The following is a 13,612-nucleotide window of genomic DNA, read 5'->3' on the forward strand; positions in this document are numbered from 1 at the left end:
CCAATAATTAAACCGGGGCGCTTTTTGTTTTTGTAAATCAAATTTATTCTTGGGCAGCTTCTTCCGCTGGGGCCTCTGCTCCATCGGCACTTGCTTCTGCACCTTCTGCTTCCTCGTCCAATTCTTCGTCATCGTCATCGGTCATTACGGCCGTACGTGCAGTTTTAACCTGTACTACCGTTGTGGAATCTGGGTGAAGAATTGTAAAATCGTCGCTCAATAATGAAGAAACGGCAATGTTCTGGCCAATTCTAAGTTTGGAAATGTCCACGTCAAAGAAATCCGGTAATTTATCCGGTAATGCCTTAATGGCAAGTTTTCTTTTCCTGAACAATAGACGTCCACCATTTCTAACCCCTGGGGAGTTACCTTGCAACCTAACAGGAATGTTCATGGTTACAGGTTTGTCCTCGAACAACTGATAGAAATCGATGTGCATGATGCTATCGGTTACGGGGTGGAACTGTATGTCCTGCATTACGGCGTTCACTTTGGCCCCATTGTCCAATTCAATTGCAACTGTGTGCGCATTGGCGGTGTAAACCAAATCCCTGAACGCTAGTTCGTCTGCTGAAAAGTGCAATGGTTTATCCCCTCCGTATACTACGCAAGGAACCTTTCCAGCATTACGTAGGGCCTTTGTCGACTTTTTGCCCACGCTTTCTCTTTCTGATCCTTTAATTGTAATTGACTTCATTATATATATTAAAATTAATAATTCAAATTGTCGCCATTTCGCCGATTCGTTACATCAAAAATTTGGACGAAATGGAATTGTTATTATGTACTTTATGCATGACGTCCGCAAACAGATCGGCACAACTGAGTACTTTTACTTTATCACTCTTTATTTCCAAAGGAATGGAATCGGTAATGATCAATTCCGTTAGTTTGGACTTTTCAATTTTCTCATAGGCATTGCCGGACAGTAAACCATGTGTTGCAATAGCCCTTACGCTAACGGCACCTCTCTCTATCATCAAATCTGCCGCCTTTGTCAATGTGCCGGCGGTATCCACCATATCATCCACTAACACTACGTTCTTTCCTTGTACATCCCCAATCAATTCCATGTGAGAGATTACATTTGCCTTTGCCCGTTGCTTGTAACATACAACAACATCACTATCCAAGGCCTTGGAATAAGCATAGGCCCTTTTTGAACCACCCATATCCGGGGAAGCTATCGTGAGGTTTTCCAACCCTAAATTTTGTAAATAAGGTAGGAACAAGGTAGAGGCAAACAAATGATCTACGGGTTTTTCAAAGAACCCTTGAATCTGGTCTGCATGCAAATCCATGGTAATGATTCTAGTGGCTCCGGCGGTCTCCAACATTTTAGCAACAAGTTTCGCAGCAATGGGTACCCTAGGTTTGTCCTTTCTATCCTGTCTGGCCCAACCAAAATAAGGCATTACAGCGGTTATATGACGCGCGGAGGCCCTTTTTGCACCATCGATCATCAACAACATTTCCATAAGATTTTCAGGTCCTGGGTGGGTAGAACCGATAATAAAAATTCTAGTACCCCTTATGGACTCCTCAAAGGAGGGCTGAAACTCTCCGTCGCTATATCGTGAAAATATGATGTTGCCCAGTTCCACGCCAAAGGCCTTGGCAATTTTTTCTCCTAAAACGGTACTTTGGGTGCAGGCAAAGAATTTAGGTTCTGGAACGCTGTATGGCATGTCTATATTATTGATTCTCGATCCTTATGAAGAAGGGACCTTAAAGTGCCTACTCCGTCTGCGCAAAGCACAGTTGTTTTCTAAGGAGGTGCAAATTTAGAAATTAATTTGTCTTGCTGAAGGATAATTGTTTAATTTTTTGGTGTGGAAATAAAAATATTTTATAGTTTTGCAATCCTATTTTACAAGCTCGAGTGGCGGAATTGGTAGACGCGCTGGATTCAAAATCCAGTTCTTTCGGGAGTGTGGGTTCGATTCCCACCTCGAGTACTTATAAACCCTGTTAATCATTTGATTTTCAGGGTTTTGTGTTTTTTGAAGTGACGGTTAAGTGACGGTTTTTTAAATATAAACCTAATTTTCACCTTTTATTTTCCTGAAAGAAAGATATGAAAATTGTCGCTAATTATAGGTGTTTTATTGAATTCAACTTGAGAATGGTGCCGATAACTATACCATATTAAAGCACCTTAGGCATCGCTAATTGCAAACAACCGAATTCTTAACAAAGATTATTGACAAGAAAATAAAGGCACCACAAATATGATCCCTGAATTGGAGATGAACATTGCAGTATAAAATAGCCTACCAGATGTATCTAACGGAGTTTCATAAAAGGTTACTTAAAAAGACAGATAAAAAATCGAAGTCCTTTGGTTGATAAAACAATTTCTACTCAGTGCTTATTTCCTCTATTGGATTTTTTCTGGTCGCTTTTATTGTTTGCATACTTAAAGTCAACACAGAAATTAATATTACGATAAGGCCCGATAGAATAAAAATCCATATGCTGAGATCAATCCTGTTTGCGAAACGTGTAAGCCATTGATTCATCAAATAGTAGCCCATGGGGATTGCTATTATGAAAGCTAGAAGTATACGTTTGCTAAATGCGTAAGTCAACAAATTCACAATATCTTTTGTCGAGGCCCCTAGTACTTTTCGAATTCCCATTTCTTTAGATCGACTTTGAGTAACTGCCCATGACAAAGCAAACAAGCCGAAACTTGCCAATATCATACTTATAATTGCAAAAGTCACAATGATATTATAGAAAAATGTGTCCTCTTTGTACTTCTTCATGAGTTCTTCTTCAAGAATTATGTAAGAAAAGAAATAATCTGGAAATAGCTCTTTCCATTTTGTTTCAATTTCTGGAAGAATTAATCCTAAATTGGTGCCTTTGTAATCAATGAGCAATGAAGGCCCATCCTCATAGTAAGCTATTATGACTGGCGGAATCTCCTCTTTAAAAGAACCACATGTAAAATCTTCCACAACACCAACAATTAAATCCTCAGTACCGGGCACTTTTTTTCCAATTGGATTACTTAGGTCAAACTGATGGATCAATTTTTGATTGACAAGTTTACCGTTACGTACTGCTGAAGGCAAACTGCCTTCGATTAAATTTAAATTAAGCGTTTCAATGAAATCTTCATCACCTCCAAATAAAAAGGGTGTATAAAACTTTTCGTTTTCAAGCTCATATCGCACCATTCGATTTCCGGATATAGGGTTTCCACCACTAACGGTTACACTTTTGACATTTGGCAATTGACTAATTTTCTGTTTGAGGACAGGAAGAACTTTCGAGTATTTCGGGTCGGGGGTATCAAGTTGAATAATTTTTCGGTTGAAACCGAGTGGAGCATTCTCAATATAGTTCATTTGTTCAATAATCGAGATGGAGCATATTGTCAGTGTAATTGAAATAATGAACTGGAAAGTGAAGAGAAATCCACTAAAGGTAACCTTGGAGGATTCGTTTTTCATTAAATTGACAGGTTTCATTCTCCATTGTTTGGATACCGAAAATATTACTACCAAGGCGGCCGAGAAAAGAATCACTAAACCTATATATGAAGCAACCTCTATATTCAACAAATACTCCGGTGATAGGTTAGCCTCAAAAACAGAATTGAATACAGGAATTGTTAGAAGTGTTATTATAAGCGATAATAAAAAACTAGTAATAATGTAAAATCCTGCTTCTGCTATTGAGAAGTAGAACAATCCTTTTTGAGTAATTCCAAGTGTTTTTTTAATGCCCATTTCCTTTCTTCTATCCTGCCAAAAAAGCAAGAATAGATTTATGAAATTAAAGCTTGCAATAAAGAGGATCAAGCCGCAAACAATATACCCGACCTTCAAAAAGGTAGGGTTTCTTGTTTTCATGTATTTCATTTTATTTTCAGCGGTGAAATAAGAATTACTTAAGGGCTCAAAGAAGTAATCCATTTTGCCGGGGCCAAGTAATCCGGGTCGTATAGTATCTGCCCTGATCTTGCTTTGCAATGCTTCCGTAGAACTATTACTGGTTATTAAAGCATAGCTGGGCCCGCCGTTCCATCTGTTTTCAAAATCGGAATGATGCACTAAAGCATCAAAAGATAAATGACTATTTGAGCTCGACTTTTTTGTAATAGCCGAAACGGTCATTTGCTGGATAGTATCGGGAGTAATTAAAGACACAGACTTACCGACCGCTTCCGATTCCCCAAATAAAATAGCAGCCTTTTCTTGTGTGAGTACAATATTACCAGGTGACAACCCCCCACTTTTAGTTCCTTGACCAATAGGGAAATCAAAAACTGAAAAGAATGACTCATCGGCCAACAAAATATTTAAATCATGGAAAACGGTTTTTTCAACCTCAATTGAAGCTTTATCTAAATTTCCAATCTGACTTACATCTGCAATTTCTGGATAATTGTTGGTTAGATAATCATAAAGAAACTTGGGTATGTAGGCAATGCGGCCGCTTTCGCCAAATGGATCATTGCTGAATATCTGGAATATCCTTTCATGCTTGGAATGAAATTTATCCGTATTTGTTTCATAAACAAGAAATGATATGAGAATATTGCAACATACAAAAGCCACTATTAGGCTCAATAGAATAATAGAAGTATATATTTTATTCGCCCACAAATTCCTGATTATAAGTTTAAGATTATGACGTAGCATAGAATGTTCAATAATTTAAAATATCGTATAATTAATGCTTGAAGCATAACTCGCATTAATTATATACTTCTTTATTAAAAATAACAAATCCCTTTTTAGTAACATATAGCAAGGAATAAAATTAATCTAGTGCTAACTTCACAGCAATGAGCTTTGTTCATTTCGTGAAGTTCTATTTAAAGATTTTGACTCCTGCTATTAAGTCGATATAGTAATCGGTATTGACTAGAAAGAAAATTTCTTTATTTCTTTGGTGCCAAGAAGCAAACCTTTAATATAATAGGGCAGCATTCATCGTAATAATAGAAAGTTTCTTCAAATAACAATCATGCAATGGACTGCTCCTAATACAATATAATCGACGCTTTTAAAACCAGAATTTTCATATTTGGCTATCTTAAATTGTTGATAACTCAAAATTCTTCCATTTTTAACAAAAATCAAATGATACCATTTGAATCCATTTGAAACCAAATCTAAATCACCACATTACATTTGATTTCATTTGAATTCATTTGATGTAACTTATTGTATATCAGATTTTTGTGAATAACTTAAATCAAAAGATTAAGCTTTACCCCTTCCTTTATTTTACCTTTATCCCAAGAATTCTTTAAAAGAAAACAAAAGCGCTTTTGCTCATTTCGTAACCCTAAAAAGAAACAAATGGACAATTTTTTAATCCTTGAACGACTTGATCGTTTGGAACGGCTTTTAATAGCCCATAAGGAAGTACTCACCTTTGAGGAAACCTGCGACTATACCGGAATATCGAGAAGCTATCTGTATAAACTGACTGCCTCTGGAAATATCCCGCATTCGAAACCCAATGGCAAGATGCTATTCTTTGAAAAGGCCAAACTCAATGCGTGGCTTCTTCAGAATAGCAGGAAGTCAAATTGGGAAATCGAGACCGAAGCCTTGAACTACACCTTTAAAAACAGGCGCAGATGAAAGGGGAAGAAATAAGCTGGCAAAAAGCCCGTGCCATGTGCATCGTGAAAACGATGGCAAAGGCAGGGCACTTTCCCCGCAGGGAAACAAAGAAAGAAGCTTGGTTTCTAAGTCCGTTCCGGCTAGAAACCCATGCCTCTTTCAAGGTATCGAAAATCAAGAACCTTTGGTTCGACCATGGGTCGGGCTTCGGTGGGAACACCCTCGATTTGGTCATCCGGCTCTACGACTGCCGTTTGCTGGATGCGCTTGACTTTCTTTCTGACATACCGCCCTCTTTTTCTTTTCACCCGCAACCTTTTGAGCCAGCTAAGAATGATGGTCTAATTATCAAAGGTGCCCGTCCTATTTGGCATTACGGGCTAAAAGTCTACCTAAAGGAGCGGAATATAACGCTGGAAACCGCCAATAAATATTGTAAAGAAGTCCATTACTCCTGTAAAGGAAACCATTACTTCGGTATTGGACTAAAGAGCGATTCCGGTGGTTGGGAACTTCGTAACATGTACTACAAGAGTTCCTCTTCCCCAAAGGACATTACCTATTTTTCAAACGGATGTATGCAGTTAGTCGTAACTGAAGGAATGTTCGATTTTTTAACGGTCACTAATTTCTGCCACGACAACATGTCTTTTCTCATTTTAAACTCGCTTTCCTTTCTTAAAAAGGCGATGAGACATATAGAATTTTTCAAGGATGTTAAGCTGTATTTGGATAATGATAGAGCCGGAAATGAAGCTACAGAATGGTTGATGCAAAACCATAAAGGATGCATCGATAAATCCTATTTATATGAAGATTACAAAGATATAAATGAGATGTGGATAGGGACAAATCGAGGATACGGAAGGTAGGTTTGGAAATGCGTCTGAGTGAGAATTCAAGATGTGTCATTGTCATGACAAATCTTGCTTTTTCTCCCGTTGGTCGCAAAAGGATGGGAACTGTTAATTGCGTTTTCGATGTGCGATTTGAAATGGGGTCTCTGACATAATTATTTTAAAAAAAAAGACTTGTTCATATCAAAGAAATACAGAAAGTGAAAAAGGAGTTTGTACAATTTCGATGTTCCATTTATGAAAAGAAGCTGCTCAAGATCAAGGCCAAAAAGAGCGGACTTTCGATAAGTGAATATTGTCGTCGTGCTGCCTTTGATCATAGAATTGTCGAGCGGTTTTCCGATGAACAAATCGATGTCTACAAATTACTGGTGCAGTATCAGGTCAACTTTAAACGTATCGGGAATATGTACCGAAAACGCAATCCGAAATTGGCTGATGAAGTCGTACAATTGGCAAATGAAATACGGAAACATCTTTACAATTTCAAGAAATGATAGGCATGGGAAAATCCATATCGCATACAGGAGCTTCCATGGGTTACGGTTGGAACGAGGAGAAAGATGCCAAGGTGGTCTATCGTGAACATCTGGCAGGAGACAATCCCAAAGAGCTAACACAGGAATTCAAAATCATTCAAACACAAAACCACCGATGTAAAAAGAACACCTTGAGTTTCGTGCTTAGTCCCACAATTAAAGATGGACAGGAATTAAAAGAAAATGAACTAAAGGAAATTACGGAAAGATTCATCAAAGAAATGAAACTGCAAGAACGACAGGCAATCGCTTTTGTACATCAAGATAAAAGTCATCGACACATCCATTTATACGTAAACCGCATCGGTTTTGACGGCAAAGCATATAAAGACAACTATATCGGAAAACGAAGCCAACAGGCCGCCGAAAAGGTTGCCAAACAAATGGAATTGACCACGGTCAGGGAAGTGCAACAAGAAAAATTGAACGAAGTAAAAAATGTACGCCAGGAAATAAAGCAGATTCATGAAAAGGTTATTGCCGAAATGAGGCCCAAGGATTTTGACCAATATATTAAGTACATGAAGCAAAATGATGTAAAGGTTATTCCAAGCATCAGTAAATCGAATCAGCTGAGAGGTTTCAGATTTGAATACAAAGGCAAAAACCTAAAGGGAAGCGAAGTACATCGTTCCATGTCAATGGGGCGAATAGCGGAGCGAATCGGTTTTGATAAAAATATGGCTCAAAAAATAGCCAAAGAAAACACGTTAACAATGCTTGGTAAGACTGTAGGTCTATCCCCCAATTTGGCAATAAGTATTGCACAAAAGGCAATCAAGATAGCCGTTAAAAAAACAATAGGATTAGGAATGGAAATTTAAAATTATGGCAAAATTAGACGAAATAGCAGAATTGATAACCGAAGAAATTAAAGAGTTCGAAAACTCGGTCAGCCGCTTGGAAGAGCTGCAAGCTTTTTTGATGAACTACAAAATCAAGCCCGACACCAAGGACATTGACTTTATCTTAAGGCGATACAATGACGACCAGAAGAGAACAATCCAAGACCAACACAAACTGATGGCGAATGTGGTCTACTACATTAAGAAGTCGATGACCATTCCGAAATGGGCGGTAAAATTGTTCGCGGGGTTACTGTTCTGTATCATTTTGGTTCTGGGCTTTTCCGTTTATAAGGTTTCACGAATCTCCGACATAAAGCTGGAAGCTTATGGAAAGGGAGAAGAAGAAGCGGTCGGGCATTTCAGGGCTTTCTTCGAGGCCAGCCCAGAGGCAAGCGAACTCTACCATGAATGGCGAGAACCCCAAAGCAAAAAGTAGGGTGCGCCCTATCCGCTTTTTGCTTTACGCTAATCTGCCGGAATCGCTACAAAAACCGGACAGGATCCACGCGCAAAGTTTTTGGGTAAGATTTGGGTTTCACCTGTGACTCATTTGAATCATCCACTTTAAATTTCAATAACAGTAAAGATTTCTTACTTTATATTTAGTAAAACGTACGATTTTTATTATAAATAAATATCTTTAAAGGCAAACTTAAATAACAGCCAAAGCTAAGTCTGCACCAAAACAGACTATCTAGTTCGACCAAAAATTGAAGTATGGAAATAACCGAAAGGTTACTAATAGAGTTACAAAACCGACTAAAGGTTGGTAGCCGAAGAGGTGTTCATCTAAATGCAATACCTGCACGTTCGAGGTATAAATTTGACTTAACCAGACTTTCCCATATTGACGAGAATTTACCAAATAATTTCATCAATTCTTTATTGACAGAATTACCCTTAAAATTTAAAATTAGCTGGAAAGATAATGTCCCTGATTTGAACTCGCTTTTTGAAGAAGACCAAACCCAATTGGTAAAAATCACAAAATCGTTTGAGAACCTAATCAACCAAACAGATGCAATAGAATCGGAAAAAGGCCTCAACACTTTTGGTTTTGGTTTTCCATTGCTAGTAAGGAGAGACCAGTCAGACAACAAATTAACTGTCGCCCCGATTTTAATTTGGTCTTTGCGAATAAGACGAACAAAGGAGTTTAATACTTGGGAAATACTGAGAAATGAGGACGACCCAATTTATATCAATGAAGTATTAATCAACCATTTACAAAATGATTCAAAAATCGAAATCGACCAAATCTCTAGCGAACATTTGGATGACGGCTTAATTGATAGAAATGAGCTTTTGGATATTTGTGTAAACATCATTGAAGCCATAAACAGCACAACCCCCAACGACCTACGCGAAACATTTGAGAAAAAGCTTGACGAAATAAAATCCATTCCAGACAAAAAATACTACGAAAAACTACCATTAACTTCGAATAATTCATTCATTGACTTTGGTGGCTTGTTTTCCATTTTTGAAGTTCAAAAACAGAATATAATTCATGATTATGGAAATCTGCTTGAACTGAAAGGTGCAACTATTGACCTTGAGGATATGGATAAACACTTTTTTCAACCAATCTCATCAGTTGAAACCGACCCATCTCAACAAGGTATTTTACATTCCTTAAAAACATCAAGAAATATTCTTATTCAAGGGCCCCCAGGAACTGGGAAAAGCCAATCATTAACGGCTATTTTAGTAAATGCACTTGAAAATCAAAAAAAGACAATCGTTGTTTGCGAAAAACGAACTGCCTTAGAAGTCCTGTATAATGCTTTATATGAAAAAGGACTGAATTACCAGTCTATTTTAATTAAAGATATTATAAAGGACAGAAGACTTGCTGTAGATTCAGTGCGAGACAGGGTTGATAATTCTTCTTATCGAAGATATCGATACACCCATTCCAAAGAAACTTTGGACAACATTATTCAAAAATCTAAGGCTCTAATTGATGCAATTAACAAAAGACATCAGAAATTAGATAAAAAATTGATTGGCAATAAGAATTGGACTAGCGTTGTTGGCTCTTTACTTTCCGAATTAAAGGACAATTCAGAAGAATCCAATCTAGACTTGGCAAAAGATACTTTTTCTTATGAGTCCACTGAACTCAATAGACTTCTTGAATTGATTAGAAAGGGGCAAAATCTTTACAACGAATACAAACTTCACAAAAATTTATCCTTTTTAAACTCTTCAAAATTAATTGGAGATAATCCTTTCATTATCGAACAGCAAATACAAGAAGACTTTTTGTACTACAAGAAGGAACTTGAAGCGATTGGAGAACAATTTTTGGCGTACGAACAAGAGTTCTACAATATTAGAAAAGAGCAGTTAAACCAACAAGGAGACGAAATTGATAAAATTTCTAGCCCACTTTTGAAAATCTTCTCGAAATACGAGAAAGCAGACGACTTTTATGATGAGGAAAAAACCAAAAGCTTTATTTATAAAGGTGTTTCTATTTTCTCCAAAACAAAAAAAACAATCATTCATGACCAATTGAAAGTAAACACTTCTTATGCAAAAATCCAAAATGCAACAAAGGCAAGCAAAGACCTCAAAACCATTATTTATGCCAAAACCATTGCCGACAAAGAATTAAGCCTTGAAAAATACAAATCAGTTATTGAGAGCACCAAAAAAGATTTTCAAAGAAAAATTGAAGCCGAGTACAAGGACATAGATATTCTTCAACCTCTTACGGGAGAATTTGAAACCGAGTTGTTACTTTCTATTAAAAATCAAATTACCAGTTTAACAACAAAAATTCTTGAAGATAATTGGAGTACTATCGAACTCAATCAAACATCGTACAAGTCTTTTGTGGAGGCTGTTGAACAATTGATTGAATCCAAAGAATCTTTCTTTGGAAATGAAAACGACCTTTTTTCCATTGAATTTAAATGGTTTCAGTATTACAATTCTCTTTCTGCAGAAGACACACTAATAATAGACCAACTGATTGAAAAAGATGATTGGCGAAAAATATTTTTAATTTTCTACCTCAGTTCACTGCTCGTAAACTCGGCAAATATGGACTTGCCAACCAACGATAACGACCACGTAGAATTAGAAAAATCATTGTCCGAACTTGAAAGAGAACAGATAAAATATATTAGGGAATATTGGTTTTCCAAACAAATTGATGCCACAAGGGATTTCGATAACAGAAATCCAGATATAGCAGTTGAAAATCTATATAATAAAAGGGCAAGCAACAAGCATAAAAGATTGTCCTTGCGAGAAATCGTAAAGTTGGATATGGATTTGTTCACTACGTTTTTCCCAATTATCCTAACCACACCAGATGTGGCCAGCAATCTCTTTAAAGGACAAAATCAATATTTTGATATTGTTATGTTTGACGAAGCCAGTCAGCTAAAATTGGAGGATAATCTGCCTGCACTACTAAAGGGAAAACAAATTGTTATTGCGGGAGATGAGCATCAAATGCCGCCTTCAAACTATTTCAGCAAAATATTTGATGGAACAATTGATGATGAAGATGAATTTGAAGAGGAAGAAGACAGGATTAAGAATACTTTGGGCAACTCAATGTTAGATTGTGAATCGCTACTTGATTTCGCATCTATTCTAGGTTTTGAGAAAAAACATTTGGATTTTCACTATCGTTCAAGACATCCTTATTTAATAGACTATTCCAATTATGCGTTTTATAATCAACGCTTAAAACCACTTCCGAATAGTTTTGATTACATTCCGATTAATTATGTTCCGGTAAATGGCACTTATTCCGATAATTCAAATGATGCAGAAGCTGAAACAGTTTTATCGATTATTGACAATAACATTTCTCGATTACCTGATGGCAAATATCCGACTGTAGGAGTAGCAACCTTTAACATCAACCAGCGAAACCTCATTTTAGGAAAAATCAATGAAAGGCGAAAATTTGAACGATTCAGGGATTTTAACGAAAAAATCGTTGAGCTAGAGGAAAACGGATTTTTTGTAAAGAATCTTGAAAACATACAGGGAGACGAAAGAGACGTTATAATTCTTTCCACTACCTATGGAATCAACAAAGAAGGGAAATTTGCCCAACGTTTCGGCTCCATTAACCACCAAAAAGGTTACAAGCTATTAAATGTCATCATTACTAGAGCAAAATATAAGGTATATGTTTGTTCGTCAATCCCGCAAGAAGTCTTTTTAAACTACAAAGAGCATTTGATTACCGAAGGTTCAAATAACAGAAGAGGAGCTTTTTATGCTTATTTGGCGTATGCAAAAGCAGTAAGCGACCAAGATAATGAGGCAAGAATTTCCGTCTTAAATACATTGGCAGAAAATTCAACAAAAAGCACGTCTATTGACAATTTCAATGAAGACCTCGAATCTCCATTTGAAGAAGAAGTTTACGAAGCCCTGACCGAACATTTTGACGAAAGTAAAATCGTCCCTCAACTCCAATTTGCTGGTTTCAGAATCGATATAGTTTATGACACTAAACATATAGGATTACCTAAAATAGCAATAGAATGCGATGGTGCAGAATATCATTCCAGTCAAGAAGCCTATTTACACGATAGACATAGACAAAAGATTCTTGAGGGACACGGTTTTGTTTTTCATAGAATTTGGAGCACAAATTGGTGGAGGAATCCACAAAAGGAAACACAAAAATTGGTGGACTTCATAAGGAATATTGAAAATAGTAATCCTTCAATCTTTGAAGATAAATCGAGAACAGGTCTTGCATTTACGGACAACATAACCATTATCGAAAATGAAATCGCTAAAGTCGCTCCGAGCCTGCAAAAAGACCTAAAGGAAACCGTTAAAGCCGTTACCCAAAAAGAAGATTTTCAAACTGAATTATTTAAGGAAACCATTGACTTAAATAGCAAAGTAAAAGTCAAGTACTTGAATATCGATAAAGATCTGAAAGTCCATTTAGTCGAGCATACTGTATCAAAAGCAGAAAAATCAAATGGATTACAGAAAATTAATATCAAATCTCCCTTGGGTGCAGCACTAAAAGGAAAAGCCGTTGGAGATACTGTAAAAATAGGAGACTTGGATAAGTATGTTAGGATTTTAGAAATTGTTAAATAACACCTAAGCTTGAAGCTGACCAAAACTGATTTCATCCATTACCTCAATTGTCCAGAATCTTTATGGCTTTTGAAAAATAGACCTGAAGAATATCCAAAAGGGGAATTCTCTCTGTTTATAAAGAAATTAATAAAGGATGGATATGGAGTTGAAAAATATGCCCAACAATTGTTTCCTCAAGCAATACAGCTAAATGAATTGGGGACACCTCGTGAAACTCTACGCGCTCTAAAACACAAAAAAAAATCTTTCTTTCAAGAAGCTTTTGAGACTGTGACTGGTGCCTTTGCCCGTATCGACGTAATGGAACGCTTAGCGAATGATACTTGGCATTTATATGAAATTAAATCTTCCAATGAAGTAAGTACCAAAAAGAAGCATAATCACATTTTAGATGCTTGTTTTCAAAAATATGTACTACAAGAAAATGATTTGGAGGTTTCCAAGGTTTCTATTATTCATTTGAATCGAGATTACATTAAGCACAATACTGGATACTTCGGTTCGTTTTGTGCCATCCATTTCGGAGTTATAGTGCCAGGCATTTCGGTTTGATCTGTGCCACTTTTGGCCATCGGCCCGATCCGTTTCGGTTCGTTTTGTGCCAGTGATATCGGTTCGATCTGTGCCACTTTGAAAGATCAAGTAACAATTACCTTGTCGCTTAAAAACAA

General features: G+C 36.8%; 10 protein-coding genes and 1 tRNA gene. 8 read left to right on the top strand and 3 right to left on the bottom strand.

What is annotated here, in order from left to right; translation table 11 throughout:
• Window positions 1–43 precede the first annotated feature (43 nt).
• Together BFP75_RS08750 and BFP75_RS08755 are read right to left on the bottom strand one after the other, a co-directional pair.
• A complete protein-coding gene (locus tag BFP75_RS08750; protein ID WP_099544852.1) occupies window positions 44–697 on the bottom strand; it encodes a 50S ribosomal protein L25/general stress protein Ctc in 654 nt (217 codons plus the stop codon).
• 49 nt (window positions 698–746) lie between these two features.
• Window positions 747–1,688 (bottom strand): ribose-phosphate pyrophosphokinase, encoded by a 942-nt coding sequence (locus BFP75_RS08755; protein ID WP_099544853.1) that lies wholly within the window; start codon window positions 1,686–1,688, stop codon window positions 747–749.
• Between the two features lie 188 nt (window positions 1,689–1,876).
• Between BFP75_RS08755 and BFP75_RS08760 the strand changes: the two genes are divergently transcribed.
• Window positions 1,877–1,958, top strand: a tRNA-Leu gene (locus tag BFP75_RS08760).
• A gap of 402 nt (window positions 1,959–2,360) precedes the next feature.
• Here the strand turns inward: BFP75_RS08760 and BFP75_RS08765 are convergent.
• Window positions 2,361–4,658: an ABC transporter permease gene (locus BFP75_RS08765; protein WP_099544854.1), complete on the bottom strand. Its 2,298-nt coding sequence runs from the start codon at window positions 4,656–4,658 to the stop codon at window positions 2,361–2,363.
• A gap of 666 nt (window positions 4,659–5,324) precedes the next feature.
• On the opposite strand from BFP75_RS08765, the gene BFP75_RS08770 reads away from it, so the two are divergent.
• The 7 genes from BFP75_RS08770 to BFP75_RS08800 all read left to right on the top strand — a co-directional run bounded on the left by BFP75_RS08770 (window position 5,325) and on the right by BFP75_RS08800 (window position 13,493).
• On the top strand, window positions 5,325–5,612 hold the full coding sequence (locus tag BFP75_RS08770; protein WP_099544855.1) for a helix-turn-helix transcriptional regulator: 288 nt from the start codon (window positions 5,325–5,327) through the stop codon (window positions 5,610–5,612).
• Window positions 5,609–6,466, top strand: a complete 858-nt coding sequence (locus tag BFP75_RS08775; RefSeq protein WP_099544856.1) for a toprim domain-containing protein — start codon at window positions 5,609–5,611, stop codon at window positions 6,464–6,466. Before BFP75_RS08770 ends, BFP75_RS08775 begins: the two co-directional genes overlap by 4 nt.
• A 185-nt stretch (window positions 6,467–6,651) precedes the next feature.
• Window positions 6,652–6,948 (top strand): mobilization protein MbpA, encoded by a 297-nt coding sequence (gene mbpA, locus BFP75_RS08780; protein ID WP_099544857.1) that lies wholly within the window; start codon window positions 6,652–6,654, stop codon window positions 6,946–6,948.
• Between the two features lie 5 nt (window positions 6,949–6,953).
• Window positions 6,954–7,814, top strand: coding sequence for a relaxase/mobilization nuclease domain-containing protein (locus BFP75_RS08785; protein WP_317044518.1), 861 nt, complete (start codon window positions 6,954–6,956; stop codon window positions 7,812–7,814).
• 4 nt (window positions 7,815–7,818) lie between these two features.
• On the top strand, window positions 7,819–8,274 hold the full coding sequence (locus BFP75_RS08790; protein WP_099544859.1) for a DUF6730 family protein: 456 nt from the start codon (window positions 7,819–7,821) through the stop codon (window positions 8,272–8,274).
• A 281-nt stretch (window positions 8,275–8,555) separates the two neighbouring features.
• Entirely contained in the window at window positions 8,556–12,938 is a 4,383-nt protein-coding gene (locus BFP75_RS08795) for an AAA domain-containing protein (protein ID WP_099544860.1), read from the top strand.
• 9 nt (window positions 12,939–12,947) lie between these two features.
• The gene (locus BFP75_RS08800; RefSeq protein WP_099544861.1) at window positions 12,948–13,493 is read left to right on the top strand and encodes a hypothetical protein; all 546 of its coding nucleotides are present in this window, start codon (window positions 12,948–12,950) and stop codon (window positions 13,491–13,493) included.
• The last annotated feature ends 119 nt before the right edge of the window (window positions 13,494–13,612 follow it).

The sequence above is a fragment of the Maribacter sp. 4G9 genome (assembly GCF_002742265.1).
Lineage (GTDB): Bacteria > Bacteroidota > Bacteroidia > Flavobacteriales > Flavobacteriaceae > Maribacter.